The 19,411-nt window shown below is 64.8% G+C and carries 19 protein-coding genes and 1 pseudogene; 15 read left to right on the plus strand and 5 right to left on the minus strand.

Going from position 1 to position 19,411, the window contains the following annotated elements; genetic code table 11:
- Positions 1–63 precede the first annotated feature (63 nt).
- The 9 genes from ACVWZ4_RS25140 (at position 64) to ACVWZ4_RS25180 (ending at position 9,064) form a co-directional block, all read left to right on the plus strand.
- Positions 64–747, plus strand: coding sequence for a TetR/AcrR family transcriptional regulator (locus ACVWZ4_RS25140; protein WP_456704349.1), 684 nt, complete (start codon positions 64–66; stop codon positions 745–747).
- Positions 744–1,532 (plus strand): HlyD family secretion protein, encoded by a 789-nt coding sequence (locus ACVWZ4_RS25145; protein ID WP_456704348.1) that lies wholly within the window; start codon positions 744–746, stop codon positions 1,530–1,532. Before ACVWZ4_RS25140 ends, ACVWZ4_RS25145 begins: the two co-directional genes overlap by 4 nt.
- Entirely contained in the window at positions 1,529–2,464 is a 936-nt protein-coding gene (locus ACVWZ4_RS25150; RefSeq protein ID WP_456704347.1) for an ABC transporter ATP-binding protein, read from the plus strand. The genes ACVWZ4_RS25145 and ACVWZ4_RS25150 overlap by 4 nt, the downstream gene beginning before the upstream one ends.
- Before the next feature lie 6 nt (positions 2,465–2,470).
- Positions 2,471–3,634 carry an ABC transporter permease gene (locus tag ACVWZ4_RS25155; protein ID WP_456735572.1) on the plus strand — a complete coding sequence of 388 codons (1,164 nt, stop codon included), beginning with the start codon at positions 2,471–2,473 and terminating at the stop codon, positions 3,632–3,634.
- Positions 3,635–3,664: 30 nt separating this feature from the next.
- Positions 3,665–4,966 carry an adenylate/guanylate cyclase domain-containing protein gene (locus tag ACVWZ4_RS25160; RefSeq protein WP_456735571.1) on the plus strand — a complete coding sequence of 434 codons (1,302 nt, stop codon included), beginning with the start codon at positions 3,665–3,667 and terminating at the stop codon, positions 4,964–4,966.
- A 122-nt stretch (positions 4,967–5,088) separates the two neighbouring features.
- Entirely contained in the window at positions 5,089–5,820 is a 732-nt protein-coding gene (locus ACVWZ4_RS25165; protein ID WP_456741428.1) for a GntR family transcriptional regulator, read from the plus strand.
- 49 nt (positions 5,821–5,869) lie between these two features.
- Positions 5,870–7,114, plus strand: a complete 1,245-nt coding sequence (locus tag ACVWZ4_RS25170) for an MFS transporter (protein WP_456741429.1) — start codon at positions 5,870–5,872, stop codon at positions 7,112–7,114.
- A gap of 22 nt (positions 7,115–7,136) precedes the next feature.
- Positions 7,137–8,030 carry an amidohydrolase family protein gene (locus ACVWZ4_RS25175; RefSeq protein ID WP_456741430.1) on the plus strand — a complete coding sequence of 298 codons (894 nt, stop codon included), beginning with the start codon at positions 7,137–7,139 and terminating at the stop codon, positions 8,028–8,030.
- Positions 8,031–8,149: 119 nt separating this feature from the next.
- Positions 8,150–9,064 carry a PhzF family phenazine biosynthesis protein gene (locus ACVWZ4_RS25180; protein WP_456741431.1) on the plus strand — a complete coding sequence of 305 codons (915 nt, stop codon included), beginning with the start codon at positions 8,150–8,152 and terminating at the stop codon, positions 9,062–9,064.
- Positions 9,065–9,067: 3 nt separating this feature from the next.
- Here the strand turns inward: ACVWZ4_RS25180 and ACVWZ4_RS25185 are convergent, their stop codons facing one another.
- Together ACVWZ4_RS25185 and ACVWZ4_RS25190 are read right to left on the minus strand one after the other, a co-directional pair.
- Entirely contained in the window at positions 9,068–9,529 is a 462-nt protein-coding gene (locus tag ACVWZ4_RS25185; RefSeq protein ID WP_456704340.1) for a DUF488 domain-containing protein, read from the minus strand.
- A gap of 9 nt (positions 9,530–9,538) precedes the next feature.
- Entirely contained in the window at positions 9,539–10,375 is an 837-nt protein-coding gene (locus ACVWZ4_RS25190; RefSeq protein ID WP_456704339.1) for a DUF72 domain-containing protein, read from the minus strand.
- A 108-nt stretch (positions 10,376–10,483) separates the two neighbouring features.
- On the opposite strand from ACVWZ4_RS25190, the gene ACVWZ4_RS25195 reads away from it, so the two are divergent.
- The 4 genes from ACVWZ4_RS25195 to ACVWZ4_RS25210 all read left to right on the plus strand — a co-directional run bounded on the left by ACVWZ4_RS25195 (position 10,484) and on the right by ACVWZ4_RS25210 (position 13,907).
- Positions 10,484–10,726 carry a hypothetical protein gene (locus tag ACVWZ4_RS25195; RefSeq protein WP_456704338.1) on the plus strand — a complete coding sequence of 81 codons (243 nt, stop codon included), beginning with the start codon at positions 10,484–10,486 and terminating at the stop codon, positions 10,724–10,726.
- An 85-nt stretch (positions 10,727–10,811) separates the two neighbouring features.
- Positions 10,812–11,015, plus strand: a complete 204-nt coding sequence (locus ACVWZ4_RS25200; RefSeq protein ID WP_456704337.1) for a hypothetical protein — start codon at positions 10,812–10,814, stop codon at positions 11,013–11,015.
- Between the two features lie 240 nt (positions 11,016–11,255).
- Positions 11,256–12,383 carry a glycosyltransferase gene (locus ACVWZ4_RS25205; protein WP_456741432.1) on the plus strand — a complete coding sequence of 376 codons (1,128 nt, stop codon included), beginning with the start codon at positions 11,256–11,258 and terminating at the stop codon, positions 12,381–12,383.
- 18 nt (positions 12,384–12,401) lie between these two features.
- The gene (locus ACVWZ4_RS25210) at positions 12,402–13,907 is read left to right on the plus strand and encodes a glycosyltransferase family 39 protein (protein ID WP_456741433.1); all 1,506 of its coding nucleotides are present in this window, start codon (positions 12,402–12,404) and stop codon (positions 13,905–13,907) included.
- Positions 13,908–13,987: 80 nt separating this feature from the next.
- Here the strand turns inward: ACVWZ4_RS25210 and ACVWZ4_RS25215 are convergent.
- Positions 13,988–15,199, minus strand: a pseudogene (locus ACVWZ4_RS25215) (CHASE2 domain-containing protein); the annotation flags it as partial.
- Positions 15,200–15,873: 674 nt separating this feature from the next.
- Between ACVWZ4_RS25215 and ACVWZ4_RS25220 the strand changes: the two are divergent.
- Positions 15,874–16,950 (plus strand): DUF2778 domain-containing protein, encoded by a 1,077-nt coding sequence (locus ACVWZ4_RS25220; RefSeq protein WP_456741434.1) that lies wholly within the window; start codon positions 15,874–15,876, stop codon positions 16,948–16,950.
- Between the two features lie 78 nt (positions 16,951–17,028).
- Here ACVWZ4_RS25220 and ACVWZ4_RS25225 read toward each other — a convergent pair whose 3' ends face one another.
- Complete coding sequence (locus ACVWZ4_RS25225; RefSeq protein ID WP_456735566.1) at positions 17,029–17,667, minus strand: glutathione binding-like protein; 639 nt, start codon at positions 17,665–17,667, stop codon at positions 17,029–17,031.
- Between the two features lie 12 nt (positions 17,668–17,679).
- Entirely contained in the window at positions 17,680–18,273 is a 594-nt protein-coding gene (locus ACVWZ4_RS25230) for a cysteine hydrolase family protein (RefSeq protein WP_456704332.1), read from the minus strand.
- 137 nt (positions 18,274–18,410) lie between these two features.
- Here ACVWZ4_RS25230 and ACVWZ4_RS25235 point away from each other — a divergent pair, with 137 nt between their 5' ends.
- Positions 18,411–19,244 (plus strand): LysR family transcriptional regulator, encoded by an 834-nt coding sequence (locus tag ACVWZ4_RS25235; protein WP_456741435.1) that lies wholly within the window; start codon positions 18,411–18,413, stop codon positions 19,242–19,244.
- The last annotated feature ends 167 nt before the right edge of the window (positions 19,245–19,411 follow it).

Below are 19,411 nucleotides of genomic sequence, written 5' to 3' on the forward strand. Positions count from 1 at the left end.
CGTCTTCATGTCGAGGCTGAGCCCTTGATTGACAATGACTGACTAGTCAGTCATTATGGAGAAATGACGAAGAAGCCCACCAGAGCGGCCGCCGCCAAGGCAGCAAGTCCGAAGCCCCAAGCCGGCGGAGAGATCACCCCGGCGTCGAACCGTGCGACGCGTGCTGCGGAGCGGCGCGATGCGATCGTCGAAGCAGCGATGGAGGAGTTCATCGCGCGCGGCTTTGCCGCGACGCGGCTCGACGACATTGCCAAGCGCGCCGGAGTCGCGAAGGGCACGATCTACCTGCACTTCAAGGACAAGGAATCGATGTTCGAGGAGCTGGTGCGCATCGTGATCGTGCCGGTGGTCGCGCGGCTCACTGCATTGCCGCCGCCGACGGGCTCAGTGCGCGATCTGATCGAGATGTTTGCCGGCAACTTCATCAAGGAGGTCATCGGCACCAAGCGTGGCGATCTCGTCCGCCTGATCGTGGCGGAAGGGCCGCGCTTTCCGGCCGTTGCCGACTTCTATTACCGCGAGGTCGTCTCGCGCGGGATGGCCGGCATGCGCGCGCTGATCGAGCTCGGCATTGCTCGTGGCGAGATCCGCGAGAAGGACCTCGCCCGTTATCCGCAGATCCTGGTCGCGCCCGCGATGATCGCAGTGATCTGGCAGAGCCTGTTTGCGCGCCACGCACCGCTCGACGCGCAGGACATGCTGCGCGTCCATCTCGATTTGATTTTTGGTGAACGGAGGACGACATGAGGTCGTCGCAAAGGATATTTGCAATCGCACTGGCCGTCGTGCTTGCCACCGGACTTGCCGGCTGCAAGGAGAAGCGCGATCCCGGTTTCCAGGGCTGGGTCGAGGCCGACATGATCTATGTCAGCCCGGACGAGGCCGGTCGCGTGACCAAGCTGGATGTCCGCGAGGGCGACGTCGTGAAGGTCGGCGATCCCCTCTATTCCGTCGACGACGATCTCCAGCTTGCCGATCTCAACCAGACCAAGGCGACGCTGGCCAACGCGCAGCAGGTATTTGATCGCGCGGATTCCCTGCGCAAGACCGGCTCGGGCACGCAAGCCGCGCTCGATTCCGCCGTCTCGGATCTGCGCGTCGCACAGGCGCGGGTGGTGACGTCACAGACGCGGTTGGCGCGGCGCAAGGGCTTTGCGCCTGTTGCCGGCACCATCCAGCAGATCTATTTCCGCGAGGGCGAGATGGTGGCGGCGCAGCGGCCGGTGCTCTCGATCATGCCGCCCGGCAACATGAAGCTGCGCTTCTTCGTGCCGGAGACGGAGTTGCCGAAACTGTCTGTTGGCGACGAGGTGCGGGTGGCCTGCGACAATTGCGCCGCCGACCTCACCGCAAAGATCTATTTCATCGCGACCTCTGCGGAATACACCCCGCCCGTGATCTACAGCCTCGATGAGCGCAACAAGCTCGTCTATCTGGTTCAGGCGCGGCCGTCGCGGCCCGATGCCTTGCGGGTGGGCCAACCGATCGACGTCTATCTCAACCCGAAGACCCCGGTGGCGGACAAGCGATGAACGCCGGCGACCACATTGCGATCGATGTCAAGGGCCTGACCAAATCGTTCGGCGGCCGCGAGGTCGTGCACGATCTGTCGATGCAGGTGAAGCGCGGCTCGATCTACGGCTTCCTCGGGCCGAACGGCTCGGGCAAGACCACCACCATCCGCATCCTCTGTGGCCTGCTGACGCCCGATAGCGGCGAGGGCACCTGTCTCGGCTACGACATTTTAACGGACGCCGACAAGATCAAGCGCCAGGTCGGCTATATGACCCAGCGCTTCAGCCTGTATCAGGACCTCTCCGTGCGGGAGAATCTCGAATTCGTCGCGCGGCTCTATGGCCTTGCCGATGCGCGCGGTGCGGCGCGCGACATGATCAAGCGGCTCGGCCTCTCCGGTCGCGAGGCGCAGCTCGCCGGCGAGCTCTCCGGTGGCTGGAAGCAACGGCTGGCGTTGGGCGCCTGCACGCTGCCCAGCCCAAAGCTGTTGTTGCTCGACGAGCCGACGGCCGGAGTCGATCCCAAGGCGCGGCGCGATTTCTGGAACGAGATCCATGCGCTCGCGGCGGAAGGGCTCACCGTGCTGGTTTCTACCCACTACATGGACGAAGCCGAGCGGTGCCACGAGATCGCTTACATCGCCTATGGCCATCTGTTGACCCACGGTACGGTGGAGGAGGTAATCGCGGGATCCAAGCTCACGACCTACACCGTAACGGGCGAGAACTTGAACGACCTCACGGCCGCGCTGTCAGGCAAGCCCGGAATCGACATGGTGGCACCGTTCGGCACCTCCCTGCATGTTTCGGGGCGCGACGTCGCCGCGTTAGAGACCAGCATCGCGCCGTGGCGCGACAACAGCGGTCTTCATTGGCAGAAGGCGGCGCCCTCGCTGGAGGACGTGTTCATCGAGCTGATGGGCCGCTCCAAGGACAATTTTCAGGGATGATTTCCAATGAGCGCCGTCGATCAGCTTGCGCCCGCACATGAGATCAGGGAGCGCTTCGGCTTCTGGAAGCGCTCGTATGCGATGCTGATCAAGGAGTTCATCCAGCTCAGGCGCGACCGCGTTTCGTTCGCGATGATCGTGATGCTGCCGGTGATGCAGCTCCTGCTGTTCGGTTATGCCATCAACACCACGCCGCACAATCTGCCGAGCGCGGTGCTGCTCCAGGAGGATAGCGATCTCGCCCGCTCGGTCCTGAAAGCACTCGAAAACACGGCCTATTTCCACTTCATCTATGAGGTGCATGATGTCGACCAGTTCGACAATCTCCTGAAGTCGGGCAAGGTGTTGTTCGGGGTGGAGATCCCGCGTGGCTTCGAGCGCGCGGTGCGGCGCGGCGACAAGCCGGCGCTGCTGGTTGCGGCCGATGCCACCGATCCGGTCGCCGCGAGCGCGGCGCTCGGCTCGCTCGGTATGATCGTGCAGACCGCACTCGCGCATGATCTTTACATCGGCAATCCCCCGGACCTGCCGTTCGAGATCCGCGCCCATGCCCGTTATAATCCGGCAGCGAATTCCAGCCTCAACATCGTGCCGGGGCTGGTCGGCACCATCCTCACCATGACGATGCTGATCTTCACCGCGTTGTCAGTGACGCGCGAGGTCGAGCGCGGCACCATGGAGGCGCTGTTGTCGATGCCGATCAAGCCGGTCGAGGTCATGTTCGGCAAGATCATCCCTTACGTGCTGGTCGGCTTCGTCCAGGCCTTCCTCATCATCGGCATCGGCGTGGTCCTGTTCGGCGTGCCCGTGCTCGGCAATCTGTTTCTGCTGGCGCTGCTCTCGACCCTGTTCATCACCACCAATCTGGCCATCGGCTACACGATCTCGACGGTCGTGCAGAACCAGCTCCAGGCCATGCAGATGTCGATGATGTTCTTCCTGCCGAGCATCCTGCTGTCAGGCTTCATGTTTCCGTTCGCGGGCATGCCGACCTGGGCGCAATATGTCGGCGAATGCCTGCCCCTGACCCATTATTTGCGCATCGTCCGCGCCATCATGCTGAAGGGCGCGACCATGCAGAATCTGCAGTTCGACGCGCTGGCGCTGACGGCCCTGATGGCGCTTGCCATGGTCATCGCCGTGACGCGCTTCCGCCGCACGCTGGATTGAGGCAGACTGCCCCGGAATCGAGGGGGTGGAATGGTCAGATTTTTGAAAGCCAGGCGGAAAGCCGTCCTGTCGGAGGCGTTCGAACGGGAGCTGACGCGCGAGGTGCTGCGCACCGAGCTGTTGCGGGTGAAGGCGTTGATCGCCACGGGCTGCGTCATCCTGGTCCTGCTCACGGCAACCCTCGTGGTCGATCCTGCCGTCGCAAGCCGGATCTGGCGCGGCACCGACGGCATGGTCCGCGAATATGCTCTCGTGACGGCCTTCATGCTGCTCGAGGTCTGGATCCACGGCCAGATCAGTCGAAATCTCGAGCTCGATCGCGATCTGCCCGTGATCAGGCGCTATGTCGGCGCCTTTATCGAGACGTCGCTGCCGACGCTCATCCTGATCCTCCAGATCCGCAGCATGGGCGCTGGGCCCGCGCTCGGTTTCGTGCTGCCGATGGTCTATTTCATCTTCGTCATTCTTTCGACGCTGCGGCTCGATTTCTGGCTGTCCGCTTTCACCGGATTTGTTGCCGCCGCCGAATTGCTGGCCGTTGCGCTGTATTACAATTCGACCAACGAGACCGGCGAACCTCTGATCTACTTCCACGCGGTACGCAGCATGGTGATCCTGGTCTGCGGCGTGCTGGCGGGCTCCGTCGGCGCGCAGTTGCGGCGGCAATTCGCGGCGAGCATCGCGGCGGCGACCGCGCGCGATCGGGTGACCAACCTGTTCGGCCAGCATGTTTCGCCGCAGGTGGTCGAACGGCTGATGACGCAGGGCACCAGTGCTGCCGGGGATCTCCGCCGCGTCGCCGTGATGTTCGTCGATTTCCGCGGCTTCACCGCCGGTGCGCGGTCGCGTACGCCGCAGGAGGTCGTCGACCGGCTCGACGGCGCGTTCGCGGTGCTGGTCGATATTCTCGATCGCAACGGCGGCATCGTGAACAAGTTTCTCGGCGACGGCTTTCTCGCGCTGTTCGGCGCGCCGCTGGAGGCGTCCGATGCCGCGCATCGATCTGTCGCGGCGGCCCGCGAGATGTTGAGTGCAATGGACCGCATCAATGCGCAGACGAACTGGCCGCTGCGAATCGGCATCGGCATCCATTTCGGCGAGGTCGTCGCCGGCAATATCGGCTCGCCCCGGCGCAAGGAATACACCGTGATCGGGGACACCGTGAACTTCGCCTCGCGGCTCGAGGCGCTCAACAAGGAGTTCGGCTCGCAACTGCTGATCTCCGCATCCGTGCGTGAGGCGCTCGGCGACGACGGCGAGGACGCCGTTGCGCTCGGCGAGGTCACCGTGCGCGGTTACGAGCAGCCGGTCCCGGTGTTTCAGTTGGGGTGAAGGGGTCTGCTCGGGTTCGTTTGAAGATGCGCGCGGACATAGCCCTGCCGCTCTTCGAGCGGTCTTTCGCGGTAACATGGTAGCGCTTGACTTCGTTTTCATCTAGTCATCTATATGACTATATGAATTCCGATCCGCGCGACAGCCGCCTGCCACGCTACCAGCTTCTGCGCGACGACCTCGCCGCGCGGATCAACCGCAATGAATGGCGGCCGGGCGAGCCGATCCCGTCGGAAGCCGAGCTCGGCGCTCATTACGGCGTCGCCATCGGCACCGTGCGCAAGGCGATCGACCAGCTCGTCGCTGATGCCGCGCTGGAGCGCCAGCAGGGGCGCGGCACCTTCGTCCGCCGTGCGCGCTTCAACTCCTCGCTATTCCGCTTTTTCCGCTTCCAGTCCGAAAGCGGCGAGCGGCGCGTGCCGCAGAGCCGCATCCTCAGGCGCAAAAGCGTCCCGGCGACTTCTGCTGTCGCGTCGGCGCTGCGCATTCCCGTTGGCGAGCCCGTGATCAGCCTGTCGCGCCTGCGGCTGATCGACGGCGTGCCGCTGCTCGCCGAGGAAATCTGGCTCCAGCAATCGCGTTTCGCCCAAATCCTCGAGATCGAGACCGCCGAGTTCGGTGACCTCCTGTATCCGCTCTATGAAGAGCGCTGCGGCGAAGTGGTGGTCTCCGCCGAGGAAATCCTGACGGTCGAGAGCGCCAACCAGATGCAGGCGCGGCTGCTGCGGCTCGAGGCGCACGCACCCCTGATCGTGATCGAGCGTCTCGCGCTGGATCTGGAGCGGCGGCCGATCGAATGGCGTCGCTCGCGCGGGCCGGCGGATCGCTTCCGCTACCACGCCGAGATCCGATGACGGCCGTTTTCAACGACATCAAGCAATAACGCGTACAGGGATAGGAAACATGTCGAACTGGTACAGTGAGAGCTCGCCGCTGGAACGGTGCACGTTCTGGGCAAGCTTCGGCGGCTGGGCACTGGATGCGCTCGATGTCCAGATGTTCGGCCTCGCCATTCCCGCGCTCATCGCGGCCTTCGGTATCGGCAAGGCCGACGCCGGTCTGCTCGGCTCCGTCACATTGTTCTTCGGCGCGTTCGGCGGCTGGCTCGGCGGCGCGCTCGGCGACCGCTTCGGTCGCGTCAAGGCGCTTCAGATCACGGTCGCGACCTTTGCGCTCGCGACATTCGCATCAGCGTTTGCGATGAGCTACACCCAGCTTCTGGTACTCAAGGCGATCCAGGGCCTCGGCTTCGGCGCCGAATGGGCCTGCGGCGCAGTGCTGATGGCTGAGATCATCCGACCCCAACATCGCGGCAGGGCGCTCGGCACGGTGCAGAGTGCCTGGGCCGTCGGCTGGGGCGCGGCGGTGCTGCTGTCCGCGCTGGTCTTCACCTACGCGCCGGCGGACATCGCCTGGCGCATCCTGTTTGCGATCGGATTGTTGCCGGCGCTGCTCATCCTCTTTATCAGGCGCGGGCTGAAGGAGCCGCCGCGCGCCGTTGCAAAGGATCGAGATGCGCCGTTCCTCGCCACGCTCTCAGGCATCTTCCACCGCGACGTGCTGCGCTCGACCCTGGTCGGCGGCCTGTTCGGCATCGGCGCCCACGGTGGTTATGCTGCGCTGACGACATTCCTGCCGACCTATTTGCGCCAGGAGCGGCACCTGTCGGTGCTCGGCTCCAGCGGATATCTCGCCGTCATCATCGTCGCCTTCTTCTGCGGCTGCGTCGCGAGCGGGATCATCAGCGACCGCATCGGCCGCCGGGCCAATGTCGCGTTCTTTGCCAGCGCATGCATCGCCACCGTGCTGGTCTACATCTTCGCGCCGCTGACCAACAGCCAGATGCTGGTGCTGGGCTTCCCGCTCGGCTTCTTCTCGGCGGGCATTCCCGCCAGCATGGCGGCGCTGTTCAGCGAGCTCTATCCCGCCGGCGTCCGCGGCACGGGTGTTGGCTTCTGCTACAATTTCGGCCGTGTCGTCTCCGCCGCGTTTCCCTTCCTGGTCGGCTTCCTCGGTGACCGCATCGGCCTCGGTCCCGCGATCGGTATCGATGCGGCCTTTGCCTATGCGCTGGTGCTGATCGCGGTTCTGCTCCTGCCGGAAACCCGCGGCAAGGTGTTCGAGCAAACCGCGGCCACCCACGCCTGACCGAAAATGAGGAGTAACGATCATGACATTGTTCCAGCGCGGCCTGACGCGCCGCAGGTTTGGCGCGGGCCTCGCGTCGCTTGCCACAGTGGTCGCGACCAGAGCCAGGAGTGAGGCGGCCTTGCCTGTGATCGACACCCACGCCCATGTCTTCCATCGCGGGCTGAAACTCGCACCGGGCCGCCGCTATGCGCCCGACTATGATGCGCCGCTCTCGCTCTATCTCGAGCAGCTCGATCAGAATGGCACGAGCAACGGCGTGCTGGTGCAGCCGAGCTTTCTCGGCACCGACAATTCCTACCTCGTCGATTGCCTGAAGCACACCGGCGGTCGCCTGCGTGGCATTGCGGTGGTCGATCCCGCCGTCTCCGCGGACGAGTTGCGTTCGCTCGATCGCGCCGGCGTGGTCGGCATTCGCCTCAATCTCGTCGGCCAGCCTTTGCCCGAGCTTGCTTCGGACGAATGGAAGAGATTGCTCGCAGACGTGAAGGCAATGGGCTGGCAGGTCGAGATCCAGCGCAACGCGGCCGATCTCGCCGTGCTCGTGCCGCACCTGCTCGATCATGGCGTCCCTGTCGTGCTCGATCATTACGCGCTGCCGGATCCCAAGCTCGGCGTCGCCGATCCCGGTTTTCAGTCGGTGCTGAAGCTGGGCGCGACCGGGAATGTGTGGGTCAAAGTCTCGGCGCCATATCGCAACGGGCCGGCCGGTGAGAGCTTTGCCAAGGAAGCGTATCCGCTGCTGCGCAGTGCTTACGGCCTCGATCGCCTGCTCTGGGGCAGCGACTGGCCGCACACGCAGTTCGAGGCAACGCAGACTTACGCCAAGAACCGGCAATTCCTCGACACGCTCCTCGTCGACGGGCGCGAGCGGGCGCAAGTGCTGGCCTCGCCGCGATCTCTCTTCCGTTTCTGACGCGCGTCGCGATTGCTCCGATTGCTCTCTATTTTGGGGCATGACGGGCGATGTTTGGGGCTTGTAGAGTGCTGCGCGAGGCGGTCGGCTTGCGGCCGCCATTTGCGTGAGGACTCGCCATGCAGCGCCGCTATGTCACCATCGATGTGTTCACCGATCGCGCTTTCGGCGGCAACCAGCTTGCCGTGGTGCTCGATGCAGGCGGGCTCTCCACACAGCAGATGCAGGCGATCGCGACCGAGTTCAATTATTCGGAGACGACGTTCGTGCTGCCGCCGCGCGACAAGGGCAACGACGCCGAGGTGCGCATCTTCACGCCGGTACTCGAGATTGCCTTTGCCGGCCACCCCAATGTCGGCACTGCGTTCGTACTTGCGTCAATGGCCAGACAGCCGAAGCCGCGTCTGCTGTTCGAAGAGAAGGCCGGGCTCGTGCCGGTGGAGATCGTTCGAGAGCATGGTCGGGTGATCAGGACGGAGCTTACCGCGCCGCAGCCGCTCCAGCGGTTTGCGCCGCTGTCACCTGCCGAGGCCGCGAGCTGCATTTCGCTGAGTGCGGACGACGTCAAGACCGACAACCATGCGCCGCATGTTGTCACCGTCGGAAACGCGTTTCTGGTGATGGAGCTGCATTCGCGCGAGGCGTTGAAGCGGGCCCGGCCCGATGCTGCGGCCTATGGTAAGCTCCTGCCGCGCGACGGCGCCCGCTCGGTGTGGTTCTATACGCGCGACGTGCCTCCGGAAGAGGCGCCGTGCGAGCGGCAGGCGCGCATGTTCATGCGCGGCGCCAGCGGCCTCACCGAGGATCCCGCCACCGGCAGCGCGACCGTCGCCGCCGCCGCGCTGTTCGCCGACCTCGATTCCGTCAGCGATGGCGAGTTGAGGCTCGCGGTTGGCCAGGGTTTTGATATGGGCCGCCCCAGCATGCTCCAGACGCGCGTCGTCAAGCGCGATGGCAAGATCGTATCGGCCCATGTCGGAGGCGCTTGCGTGCAGATGATGGAGGGGACGTTCAGGTTGGCGGGGGAGGGCTGACAGCTACGCCTGCCGCCCCGCCAAATTCTTCACCGCCACGCCATCGCGCTCCTCGATGAGTTCGGCGATGATCCGGCGGTGGCAATGGGTATGGTCGCGCTCGTAGCAGAGCAGGCAGACGGGCCCGGCTTTCATCACCAGCGCCGAGAGCTCGTCCATCTGCTCCCTGGCCTCCGGCGTCTTCAGATGCTCTAAGAAAATCTTCTCCAGCACGTCGTATTGCCCGCTGCGCGCGGCGAGCCGACCCTCCTTGGGCGTGCCGAGGCCTGCGAGATGAACATAGGCTATGCCGCGTTCGTCGAGACCTGCGGCGAGCTGCTTCTTGGAAAAGCCCGGCCGGCGCGACGACGTCACGGCGCGCACGTCGACCACCAGCTTGACGCCGGCCTGCTCCAGCTCGTCCAGCACGGCCTTGGGCGGCGTCTGCTCATAGCCGATGGTGAAGAGCTTTTTCGCCTTGGCCATCGCTCTCTTTCAGCTGACCCGCGCGATCAGTTCCATGGCGCCATGCGGTGCGCGCACCTTGCCTTCGTGGATCACATAGGCGAACACGTCGCGCGGCTCCTTCTTCGGCTTCGCCTTGTCAACCTTGGGCAGGTCGTCGGGTTCACGTCCCTCGGCCCAGGCGTGGAAGCGCTCAGCCCAGGCGTCGAGTTGCTTCGGCGGATAGCAGGTCTTGATCTCGTCATTACCCTTCTGCAGCCGGGCATAAACGAAGTCGCCGGCGACATCGGCGATGGCGGGGTATTTGCCGTGCTCGGCGAACACGACGGGCGTCCCGAATTCGCGGATCAGCGCGATGAATTCAGGCGCGCAGAAGCTGTCGTGACGCACTTCGACGACGTGACGCAGCGCGCGGCCATCGAGCCTGCGCGGCAATAGTTCCAGAAACTTGCCGAAATCGGCGCCGTCGAATTTCTTTGTCGGCGCGAACTGCCACAGCACCGGCCCGAGATGATCGCCGAGTTCCAGCACGCCGGAATCATAAAAGCGCTTGATGGAATCGCCGGCCTCGGCGAGCACGCGCCTGTTGGTGGCGAAGCGCGGTCCCTTCACCGAGAACACAAAGCCCTCGGGCACTTCGGCTGCCCATTTGCGAAAACTCTCCGGCTTCTGCGAGCCGTAATAGGTGCCGTTGATCTCGATCGAAGTCAGCTTCGAGGCGGCGTAGGAAAGCTCCTTCGCCTGCGTCAGCTTCTCCGGATAGAACACGCCGCGCCACGGCTCGAAGGTCCAGCCGCCGATACCGATGAAGATCTTGCCGGATTTTTTGGTCGCGGTTTTTGCTTTGGCCACGGAGGGATCTCGCATCGGCGGGAAGGGGAGGGCCGCATCCTATTCAAACCGGAAGTGATTGGCCAGTTCTCGCATCCTGTCTAGGCTCGCTGCGCCGTCTGCAAAAAAAGCGAGAAGATGCGGATGCAGTTGCCGGGAGCGGCGCTCGTGATGATGACATCTGCTGCCAGGACCTATTCGGCGATGGCGCAAGACGCCGACGCGAAGGGCGTACAGAAGCTCACCATGCACGGTAGCGACGATTGCTGGCATTGCCTCGCGCGGGAATATTCGCGCGACTCAAATCAGGCCGCCGGTGAAGTAAGAAGTGGCGAATGGCGAGTAGCGAATAGGGACGGCTACCGGCTTGCCGCCATTCGCCATTGACTATTCGCCTCGCGCCCCCTGGCCCTTCCGGCCGTGCGTTCATCCGTGGTATGATCGGACCTATCAGGAACAGGGGCGGGCTGGCATGTCGTCTGAGTCGGTGGGTGGCATTTTTGGCGCTGTTGTCGCGGCGGTGGCGCTGGCGGTTGCCGTCGTCTTTGGGCCGATCGGGCAGTACGGCAAGCCCCCCAAGCCGGCCAAGGTCGAGCCGGCCCCCGCCGTGGCGCCCGCAGCCCCGGCCGCGCCGGCGCCGCGGGGGCCGGTGATCCGGGAAGTCCCGAACCAGTAATGGCCTGAAAATGGGCGGTTTCGGCCTCTTGCGGAGCGGCTTCGCCGTCCCCATCTAGGCTCCAACGGCGACGTCGAGCGAATACTCCGTCGCTGGAACGACCTTGGAATAGCTTGGGCTGCGCCGGATGTACGCGCGGTTCGCCGTTCCGGGGTCGTTGGCATTTTAGGCCCTGCTTTGGGCCGTTCCCCCAAGACCCCGGCTTGGCATCGCAGGACGCGGCGGATATACGCTGCCGTCATGAATGAAGCGATCAGACCGGGCGTCGACTATCAGGCTCAAGAAGGGCCGGAATTGTCGGTTATCGTCCCGACCTTCAACGAACGTGACAACGTTACCGTGCTGTACCGGCGGCTGGAGGCGACGCTTGTCAACGTCGCCTGGGAAGTTGTGTTCGTCGACGACAATTCGCCTGACGGCACCTGGGACGTCGTGCGTGCGCTCGCTCTGAAGGACAGCCGCGTGCGCTGCATCCGCCGAATCGGCCGCCGCGGCCTGTCGGGCGCCTGTATCGAGGGCATCCTGGCTTCGAGCGCGCCTTACGCGGCCGTGATCGATGCCGACCTCCAGCATGACGAGACCCAGCTGCCGAAGATGCTGCTGCTGCTCGCAAGCGACAAGGCCGACCTCGTCGTCGGCAGCCGCTACATCGAGGGCTACAAGAGCGAAGGTTTCAACAAGCAGCGCGCCGGCGCCAGCGCGCTGGCGACCGAGGTCGCCCGGAAGATGCTGCGGGTCGAGATCGCCGATCCCATGAGCGGCTTCTTCATGGTGCGACGCGATCGCTTCGAGCAGCTTGCGCCAAAACTGTCGGTGCACGGCTTCAAGATCCTGCTCGACCTGGTCGCGACCGCGCATGGCGAATTGCGCGCGGTCGAGATTCCCTATACGTTCGGCGCCCGCCAGCATGGCGAGAGCAAGCTCGATTCCATGGTCGCGCTCGACTTCCTCGGCCTCGTGCTTGCGAAGCTGACCAACGACATCGTCTCGCTGCGCTTCATCCTGTTCGCGATGGTCGGCGGCATCGGCCTGGTGGTGCATCTCACCACGCTGTTCGTCGCGCTCGAGCTGATCAAGGTGCCGTTCGCGGAGGCACAGGCCGCCGGCGCCGTCGTCGCCATGACCACCAACTTCGTCATGAACAACTTCCTCACCTATCGCGATCAGCGGCTGAAGGGCTTTGCGATCCTGCGCGGCCTGATCATGTTCTACATCGTCTGCAGCGTCGGCCTGCTCGCCAATGTCGGCGTCGCCTTCTCGGTCTACGACCAGGAACCGATCTGGTGGCTGGCGGGCCTCGCCGGCGCGCTGATGGGCGTGGTGTGGAATTACGCGATGTCCGGACTGTTCGTCTGGCGCAAGAAATAGCGCGCCAAGGATTCAGGTATGGGCGGGGCTGACGCGCGGATCGTCCGCAATACGGCGCTGGCGCTCCTTGCGCTGGTCGCGTTGCGGCTCGTTGCAGCCGCCTTCACGCCGCTTACCTTCGACGAAGCCTATTACTGGATGTGGTCGAAGAGCCTCGCTGGAGGCTATTACGACCATCCGCCGATGGTGGCTTACGTCATCCGCGCCGGCACCATGATCGCGGGCGATACCGAGCTCGGCGTCCGTCTGGTCTCGATCCTGCTCGCGCTGCCGATGAGCTATGCGATCTATCGCACGGCTGCGATCCTGTTCGGCGGGGCGCGGGTGGCCGCGACCAGCGCCATCCTGCTCAACGTGACCATGATGGCTTCGGTCGGCACGCTGATCGTGACGCCGGATGCGCCGCTGCTGGTCGCTTCCAGCTTCGTGCTGTTCTTCCTCGCAAAAGTGCTGGAGACCGGCCGCGGCGCCTGGTGGCTCGCGGTCGGCGCCGCCGTCGGCGCGGCGCTGCTGTCGAAGTACACCGCGATGTTCTTTGGCGCTGCGATCCTGATCTGGCTCGCGGCGGTGCCAAAACTGCGGCGCTGGTTCCTCTCGCCCTGGCCCTATCTCGGCGGCCTCGTCGCGCTTGCGCTGTTCTCGCCGGTGATCCTCTGGAATGCGGATCATCACTGGGTTTCTTTCGTCAAGCAGCTCGGGCGTGCCAAGGTCGAGGATTTCCGCCCGGTCTTCGTCGCGGAGCTGATCCCGACCCAGATCGCATTTGCGACGCCACTGGTGTTCATCCTCGGCGCGATGGGCCTGCACGCACTGACCTGGCGCCGGGCCGGCGCGCTGGCCTCGCGCGTGCTGATCGAGACGATGTTCTGGACCATCGTCGCCTATTTCGTCTGGCATTCGCTGCACGCCCGCGTCGAGGCCAACTGGTTCGCGCCGGTTTATCCGCCCTTCGTCGTCGCCGCAGCAGCCGCGGCCAACCTTGCGCAGTGGAAGCCGCGGGCGCAGCGCCTGGTGGATTTCTGCCTGCGCTGGGCTGCGCCGACCGGAATCGTGATGTTTGCCGCGCTGATCCTGCAAGCCAATACCGGCTGGCTGTCAGGCTATCGCCGCGATGCGACGGTGCGCAGCGTCGGCGTCGGCTGGCGTGAGCTCGCCGCGGCCATCGAAGCGGCGCGCGTCGCCAATGGCGCGAGCTGCGTGCTCGCGCCTGACTACGGCACCACGGGCTGGCTCGCCTTCTATCTGCCGCGCGGCTCCTGCGTGGTGCAGCAGGACCAGCGTATCCGCTGGGTCAACATGCCCGAGCCCGATCCAAAACTGCTCGCAGGCAAGCTGATCTATGTCGACGAGATCAGGCCCGATGGTCATCCCTTCCTCAACCACCTCTTCACGCAGGTGAGGCGCATCGGCGAACTGCAGCGCAAGCGCGGCCCGCTGGTCGTGGAGACCTACGGCATCGATCTGCTCGAGGGCGCCAGGGGCGACGTGCTGGACCGTTCGCCGCCGCCCGAACTTCAGCCCTGAAGATCACGCCGCTCTCCGGCGCGGACTACGCCGTTCCGCGCCACGGAAGTTTGCGGCCTGCAGCTGCTTGACGATCAGCGCCTGGCCAGTGAGCGGCTCTCGGTTGTGAGATCCTGGGCGGGGCGGCGTTCCGTCCACAGTTGCACGCCGATGAACACCGCGACTGGCGGTACGGCAGCCGCAAGCGTGATCGCGGCATCGAGCCAGACGCCGTGCGTGAACGCGAACAGATTGAGCCCGGCCCAGGCCACCATCGCCGCCGCGGCCGCGACGTAGCCGAGCGCGCTGCGTCGCCAGGCGAGCAGGCCGACCAGCAGCATCGGGAGCAGGATCGCGACGAGGCCATCTGCGATGTGAACCCTGCGGTCGCGCAAGATGCCGTCGCCGGCGACCAGATGCGTGATCGCGGTCGAGACCACCTCGACGCCGGGCATCAGGGAATCGAACGGCGTCGGAGCGAAATCGCTGCCGCCGGCAACGGCGGCGCCGATCACGACGATCCGGTTCTCGATCGCCTTGCGGTCGAGCGTGCCGTCGAAAATGCTCTGCGCGCTGACGGTGCGAATGGTGCGGCGCGGGCCGTAATAGGTGATGGGCAGCGAAAAGCCGCTATCGGTCGGCACCGTGCGATCACCGAGCATGAGATGATCGGGCGCGATCGTCAGCGGCTTGTCGAGCGCGCGGCTGGCGACCCGCAGCGGCAACGACAGTTCGATCCTGTCGCCGGTCCGGAACAGCATCGGCTCCGAGAGCGGCGAGCCGGATTGTCCGGTCGCGACGTTGACGATTCCGACATCGGCGTGGTCGGCGAAAGCTGGCAACGGCAGCAGAAAGCGCTCGGCCTGGGGAAGGGTGGCGAGCGGCCCGTCGCCGCCGGATGCCACCGTCTCGCTCGCGGCCGGAAAGATCGCAGCGCCTGCGAGCACCATCGGGCCGGTCGCAAGCGTGTGGGCCAGCGTGGCATCGCCGATCGCGGCGCTGCGGTCGGCCAGCAACAGGTCGATTGCGACGATTTTCGGCTTGAACTGCACGATGGTGTCGACCACGCGGGCGAGGTCGGCGCGCGGCAGCGGATAGCTGCCGCCGCGTTTCACCACGGTGTCGTCGATCGCGACGATGGTGACGAGATCGGGCGGAGCCTGCACGCCACGAACCTGGGTTCGCCAATCGGTCAGCGTCGCCTCGAGCCGATCGAGAAAGAGCAGATGGCCGTTGGCGTGAGCGGCAAAAATGCCGCCGCCCCATAGGGCAGCGAGGACGAGGGCCAACACGATCTCGGTGCGTCTATTCATACCGTCGTACTGCGATCCGGTCTTGGTCCGCGTCGTTTGGCGCGAACCTCGTTTCAATGTCTGCGGACTTCGTGATCCAGCCTTCTTGGCCGGGCCGTGGTGACCCAACCCTGCCATCAGCACACCGACGCGCGGCAAAAGGCCGAGCACGTAGCTATTTTCTCGACCGGGCCATTTCCAGATCGGTGCGATCAATTTTCAGTCAGGGAAAACCGTCTTTCCTCTCCCTTGTCCTCCCTGGAGAGGGAGGAGCCGGGCTGCGCTAGCGTGGCGCAATGGCTTCCCCGCTTTCTTCCGGTAATGGATGACCACGAAAACGACTTGGTTGGTGCGTTTAGAGATGCGGCCGGAGGCCTCGGAATCGGCTGCGGAACCGGCCGAGAATTGTGGTTAACAGCGTGGCCTAAGTCAGTAGTTGTGCGGGCTTTTTTCTCGAAATGGCACAGCGTTAACGGGTTGCCCTGGATCTGCCAGAACTTAATCCGCATTTAACTAAAAGTCGCCTTAATGACGCTCCGACCTTCTGCGAGATGCCATTCCCGGATCGTGACCAGCGGCACTTCGGAGGGGGACTTAGTGACACCGTCCTGGACGCAAGGCGAATGAGTACGAGTATCGCTGCGCAAAGTTACGCGGCACGGAAGCCAAACAATTCTCGGAAGTCTTCCCGGAACATGACCAACCAAAACGTGCTTGGCGCCGCCGTGGCCGGCTGCGTCCTGCTTGCCGGCTGGACCGTCTACAACAACATCTTCGCAGCCAGCGTCTATCCGACCGTCGGCAGTTCCGGCTACGACGAGCCCGTGGTCAAGCGCGCGCCCAAGGTCGCGCTGCGCGAAGCGGGCGAGGCCATCAGGGAAACCTTTGCGCTGCTGCCCGACCGGCTGCAGGTGGCTGCACCGATCTCGCGCGAAATGTTCAATGAGCGCTTCGCCGCGGCAGCGACGCAAGGCGTGGACTCCAACGCCGCGAGCGCCGCGCCCGAGACCAAGGTCGCCGAAGTCAAGGATGCGCCGAAGCCGACCGTCGTCGCGAAGGTCGCGGACGTGCTGAAGAGCCCCGTCAAGGCCGTCGAGAAGATCGCGGATGCCGCCAAGACCAGGCGCTCGGAAGCGCCGGTGCAATTGGCTTCTGCTGATCCGGCCCAGATCGTGCCGGCGCCCGAGGCGAAGCCGAAGTCCTTTGCCGATCGTGCCAAGGCCGCGGTGATGTCGATCACCGGCCCGCGCCAGTCGATGGTGGAGAAGCTCTGGGGCAAGCGCGAGCCCTCCGGCGGCTTGCTCGCTTACGCCTCGGCCGACGCCAGCGTGACCTCGGCGATCGCGCCGAAGGAGCAGAACCCGATGTTCGGCGGTGCGCCGCCCTACGAACGCGACACCGCGGTCTACGACATCACCGCCAAGACGGTCTATCTGCCTGATGGCACCAAGCTCGAGGCGCATTCCGGCCTCGGCTCCAATCTCGACGATCCGCGCTCCTCGAAAGTCCGCATGCGCGGCGTGACCCCGCCGCACATCTACAATCTGAAGCCGCGCGAAGCGCTGTTCCACGGCGTGCCCGCGCTGCGTCTGACACCGATCGGCGGTGAGAACGCAATCTACGGCCGCGATGGCCTGCTCGCGCACACTTTCATGCTCGGGCCGAACGGCGATTCCAACGGCTGCGTGTCGTTCAAGGATTACTACGCGTTTCTCGACGCCTATCGCAACAAGGGCATCCGCAAGCTCGCGGTGCTGGCGCGCGTCGAGTGATCTCAGCCGCCTCCAGACAATAACAAGGGCCGCTTGCAGCGGCCCTTTTTCATTTCGCCGCTTCCGGCTGTGACCTTGTCAGGCCGCGCTGGTTGCCATGGTCTTGCGCAGCGCCATCTCGGTCGCGATCGCCTCCCGCACGGTGGGGCGCGCCTGCAGGCGTTCGAGATAGGCTGCGAGCGGTGGCCATTGCGCGATGTCCACGCCTGCGGGACGAAGCAGCAGCAAGGCCCAGGTGAGATGCGCATCCGCGACGGTGAAGCGGTCAGCCACCAGGAACTCGCGGTCCGCCAGATGTGCCGATGGCACCGACAATGTCTGTCCGATCCGCGCGCGCGGCTTGGCGAGAGAGGCATCATCCTTGTACCAGAAGGTCGGAAACAGAAAGGCCTTGTGGATCTCGGCCCCGACGAAGCTCAGCCATTCCTGCAAGCGGTAGCGATTGACGTCGCCAGGCGGTGGTGCAAGACCGCGCTCGGGCTTCATGTCGGCAATGTATTGCAGCACCGCCGCGTTTTCCGTCAGGCGCTCGCCGTTCTCCAGCACCAGCACCGGCACCGCGCCCTTCGGCGAGATGTCGCGAAAATCGCCGCCGTCGTCCGCAATTTTCTTGGTCTGGAGATGCACCTGATGATAGCGCGCATCCAGACCGGCTTCCATCAGCGCGATGCGGCTCGCAAGCGAGCAGGCCATCGGCGAGAAATACAGCTCCAGCATCGCGTTTCTCCGTTATCTCAGCGCATCGCCGCGCGCGATGATCGCGAAGCGGTCGGAAAGTTCGGCCAGCGCAACCTCGTGAATGGTGCGGGCGTCGAGCGTGCCGCCGCGTCCATCCGGCAGGTCGCGCGTGGCGCAGGCATCGGCATCGACAGTGGTGCGAAGGCCGAGATCGAGTGCGGCCCGCGCGGTGGAGCTGACGCACATATGCGTCATGAAGCCGGCCAGCACGATGTTCTTCCTGCCGGTCTCGTCGAGGCGCGCCTTGAGGCCGGTGCCGGCGAAGGCATTGGGCAGCTCCTTCTCGATCACCAGCTCGCCGGAGCGCGGCTGAAGCTCCGCGACGATGGCGCCGCGCTCGGTGCTGCGATCGAACAGGCCGCCTGCCTTGCCGCGATGGGCGATGTGGAGGATCACAGTTCCCGCTTCGCGCGCCCGCGCCAACAGCGCGGCTGCGCGCGCGATCGCCGGCCGGGCGTCGGGCAAGGCAAGGGGCCCCGCGAGGTATTCGTTCTGGATATCGATCAGCACCAGCGCGGCGTCGCCAAGACGCGGCGGATTGAGGTCGGCGCCGGCGAGCTGGAGCAGGGTCGTTGCAGCAGTCATGGTCGTGGTCATCTCCGAGGGATAGCCGAGGAAGGCCTGCCCAACCATAGCGCGGGGTGGGCCTGCCGATATGCAGGGATATCGCAGCCGCCGGCTGCGATATTGCAGGCGGACCCCGCGCGATGTAGCCTGACGCCATGAACTGGGACGATCTGCGCATCATCGCTGCCGTCAGGGACGAGGGCACCTATGCCGGCGCCAGTGCGCGACTGCGCATCGACGAGACCACGGTCGGGCGCAGATTGTCTCGCGTCGAACGCGCGCTCGGCCTGCGCCTGTTCGAGGCCGCCGACGGCGTCCGCAAGCCAACGCGGCAATGCGAGGCGGTCCTGGCGCATGTCGAAGCGATGGCGGCGCATGCCGCCGAGATCGGCCGCGTCGGCGAGAGCCTGGCAGGTCCGGTGGGACGCCTGCGCATCGCCTCCACCAACACGGTCGCCGAAGAGGTGCTATCGCCGCGCGCGAGCGACTTCCTGCGGGCCAATCCCGGCCTGACATTGCAATTCCTGACCTCGAGCGAGAACGTCAAGTTCTCGCGCTGGGAGGCCGATCTCGCCATCCGACTGCGCAAGCCCGACAAGGGCGACTTTGCGATCTCGAAGCTCGGCGACATCAAGCTTTATTTTTTCGAGCCTGTCGCGGGCGAAGGTGAGGCGATGCTGTGCGCCTATCCGGATGAGCTCGGTGCCATTCCCGAGATGCAATTCCTGCGCACCAGGAAAGTCCGTGCGCGCTGCGTCGCCGACAATGTCCGCGTCATCCGCAACATGATCCGCGCGCATCAGGCCGCCGGCGTGTTGCCGGAATATGTTTGCGCGGATCTGCTCGCCGATCGTCGCCTGCGTGCCGCGCTGTTGCCGAAGCGGCGCGATGCCTGGCTGCTCGTGCAAAATCATCTCAAGCGCGACGCCGCAACGCGCGTGACGATCGATTGGGTGAGGACGTGTTTTCAGGAGATGGCGCGCAGCTGAGGCGATGTCTCGATGTGACGATCCAAAATTGTTATTGCAGCTCTTGGTTGAATGGTTCTCCGTCTGATCCTGACATTCGGTTGTCATTCCGGGGCGGCGCGAAGCGCCGAGCGACGGTGCGCAATTGCGCACTTGCGTCCGGCTTGCGACGACGAGCGCGCGTCCAA

The organism is Bradyrhizobium sp. USDA 4472, assembly GCF_054058595.1.

Excerpts from the sequence above, each read along its gene's own strand:
- ACVWZ4_RS25230 (WP_456704332.1), bottom strand. The coding sequence starts at position 18,273 with ATGACTGCTGCAACGACCCTGCTCCAGCTCGCCGGCGCCGACCTCAAT.
- ACVWZ4_RS25140 (WP_456704349.1), top strand. The coding sequence starts at position 64 with ATGACGAAGAAGCCCACCAGAGCGGCCGCCGCCAAGGCAGCAAGTCCG.
- ACVWZ4_RS25175 (WP_456741430.1), top strand. The coding sequence starts at position 7,137 with ATGACATTGTTCCAGCGCGGCCTGACGCGCCGCAGGTTTGGCGCGGGC.
- ACVWZ4_RS25180 (WP_456741431.1), top strand. The coding sequence starts at position 8,150 with ATGCAGCGCCGCTATGTCACCATCGATGTGTTCACCGATCGCGCTTTC.
- ACVWZ4_RS25155 (WP_456735572.1), top strand. The coding sequence starts at position 2,471 with ATGAGCGCCGTCGATCAGCTTGCGCCCGCACATGAGATCAGGGAGCGC.
- ACVWZ4_RS25205 (WP_456741432.1), top strand. The coding sequence starts at position 11,256 with ATGAATGAAGCGATCAGACCGGGCGTCGACTATCAGGCTCAAGAAGGG.
- ACVWZ4_RS25195 (WP_456704338.1), top strand. The coding sequence starts at position 10,484 with ATGCAGTTGCCGGGAGCGGCGCTCGTGATGATGACATCTGCTGCCAGG.
- ACVWZ4_RS25150 (WP_456704347.1), top strand. The coding sequence starts at position 1,529 with ATGAACGCCGGCGACCACATTGCGATCGATGTCAAGGGCCTGACCAAA.
- ACVWZ4_RS25170 (WP_456741429.1), top strand. The coding sequence starts at position 5,870 with ATGTCGAACTGGTACAGTGAGAGCTCGCCGCTGGAACGGTGCACGTTC.
- ACVWZ4_RS25200 (WP_456704337.1), top strand. The coding sequence starts at position 10,812 with ATGTCGTCTGAGTCGGTGGGTGGCATTTTTGGCGCTGTTGTCGCGGCG.
- ACVWZ4_RS25190 (WP_456704339.1), bottom strand. The coding sequence starts at position 10,375 with ATGCGAGATCCCTCCGTGGCCAAAGCAAAAACCGCGACCAAAAAATCC.
- ACVWZ4_RS25165 (WP_456741428.1), top strand. The coding sequence starts at position 5,089 with ATGAATTCCGATCCGCGCGACAGCCGCCTGCCACGCTACCAGCTTCTG.
- ACVWZ4_RS25160 (WP_456735571.1), top strand. The coding sequence starts at position 3,665 with ATGGTCAGATTTTTGAAAGCCAGGCGGAAAGCCGTCCTGTCGGAGGCG.
- ACVWZ4_RS25185 (WP_456704340.1), bottom strand. The coding sequence starts at position 9,529 with ATGGCCAAGGCGAAAAAGCTCTTCACCATCGGCTATGAGCAGACGCCG.
- ACVWZ4_RS25225 (WP_456735566.1), bottom strand. The coding sequence starts at position 17,667 with ATGCTGGAGCTGTATTTCTCGCCGATGGCCTGCTCGCTTGCGAGCCGC.
- ACVWZ4_RS25235 (WP_456741435.1), top strand. The coding sequence starts at position 18,411 with ATGAACTGGGACGATCTGCGCATCATCGCTGCCGTCAGGGACGAGGGC.
- ACVWZ4_RS25220 (WP_456741434.1), top strand. The coding sequence starts at position 15,874 with ATGACCAACCAAAACGTGCTTGGCGCCGCCGTGGCCGGCTGCGTCCTG.
- ACVWZ4_RS25145 (WP_456704348.1), top strand. The coding sequence starts at position 744 with ATGAGGTCGTCGCAAAGGATATTTGCAATCGCACTGGCCGTCGTGCTT.
- ACVWZ4_RS25210 (WP_456741433.1), top strand. The coding sequence starts at position 12,402 with ATGGGCGGGGCTGACGCGCGGATCGTCCGCAATACGGCGCTGGCGCTC.